The following is a 925-nucleotide window of genomic DNA, read 5'->3' on the forward strand; positions in this document are numbered from 1 at the left end:
TGATTGACCGTATCTATCATATTGACCGCGGTTATGAAGATGTCGAAGCGAAGTTACAAGGTTTAGGCGCCCAAATTAAGCGAGTAAGTTAATGAGCGATATGAGAAACGATGATCCAAACTTTGACGTAATGGGCAATTTTGATCATGGTTTAACTTTAGCATTAAGTAAGGGCCGTATTTTAAAAGAAACTCTACCGTTACTTGAAACGGCAGGTATTAACCTGCTGGAAGACCCGGATAAGTCTCGGAAGCTGATTTTCCCGACGACCCATAAACAAGTTCGTATTCTGATTTTACGTGCTTCTGATGTGCCAACCTATGTTGAAAATGGCGCAGCAGACATCGGTGTGGCAGGTAAAGATGTGTTGATGGAGCATGGCGCGCAAAATGTCTATGAGCCATTAGATCTAAAAATTGCCAACTGTAAACTGATGACAGCAGGCAAGGTTGGTATGGAACGTCCGAAAGGCCGTCTTAAAATTGCGACTAAGTATGTGAATTTAACCCGTCAATATTATGCAAGCCTAGGTGAGCAGGTTGATGTGATCAAGCTTTATGGTTCTATGGAACTTGCACCACTTGTAGGTCTAGGCGATTATATTGTTGATGTGGTCGATACAGGCAATACACTTCGTGCCAATGGTCTTGAGCCACTGGAAGAAATTTGTAAAGTATCTTCACGTTTGATTGTCAATAAAGCCAGCTTTAAGCGTAAACAAGCATTATTGAATCCAATTTTGGCACAGCTTGAACAAGCTGTTGAAGCACGTGAACAATCGAAAAAAGCTTAATTTTTATCGTTCTAAAATACCGTCTGCAAGGACGGTTTTTTTATATCTAGGGTTTGATAGAGAATTTAGAGAAATCATCAATTTTACCGAATGCTATTTCCAATAAAACTCATGCTCAAGAAAGTAGATAGA

1 protein-coding gene and 1 pseudogene are annotated in these 925 nt (G+C 40.0%); both read left to right on the forward strand.

Translation table 11 applies throughout. The annotated features are described in order from the left end of the window. Positions 1-92, forward strand: a pseudogene (locus B4033_RS08700) (UDP-N-acetylglucosamine 1-carboxyvinyltransferase); the annotation flags it as partial. Next, positions 92-793, forward strand: a complete 702-nt coding sequence (gene hisG, locus B4033_RS08705; RefSeq protein WP_076754220.1) for an ATP phosphoribosyltransferase — start codon at positions 92-94, stop codon at positions 791-793. The pseudogene B4033_RS08700 and the gene hisG, both read left to right, overlap by 1 nt. The last annotated feature ends 132 nt before the right edge of the window (positions 794-925 follow it).

Origin of the sequence: Acinetobacter sp. UBA3132 (genome assembly GCF_002364825.1) — a bacterium.
Taxonomy (GTDB): Bacteria; Pseudomonadota; Gammaproteobacteria; order Pseudomonadales; family Moraxellaceae; genus Acinetobacter; species Acinetobacter schindleri.

What these genes read in the sequence shown, in the direction of transcription:
- hisG (WP_076754220.1), top strand. Translation starts at nt 92, where the DNA reads ATGAGCGATATGAGAAACGATGATCCAAACTTTGACGTAATGGGCAAT.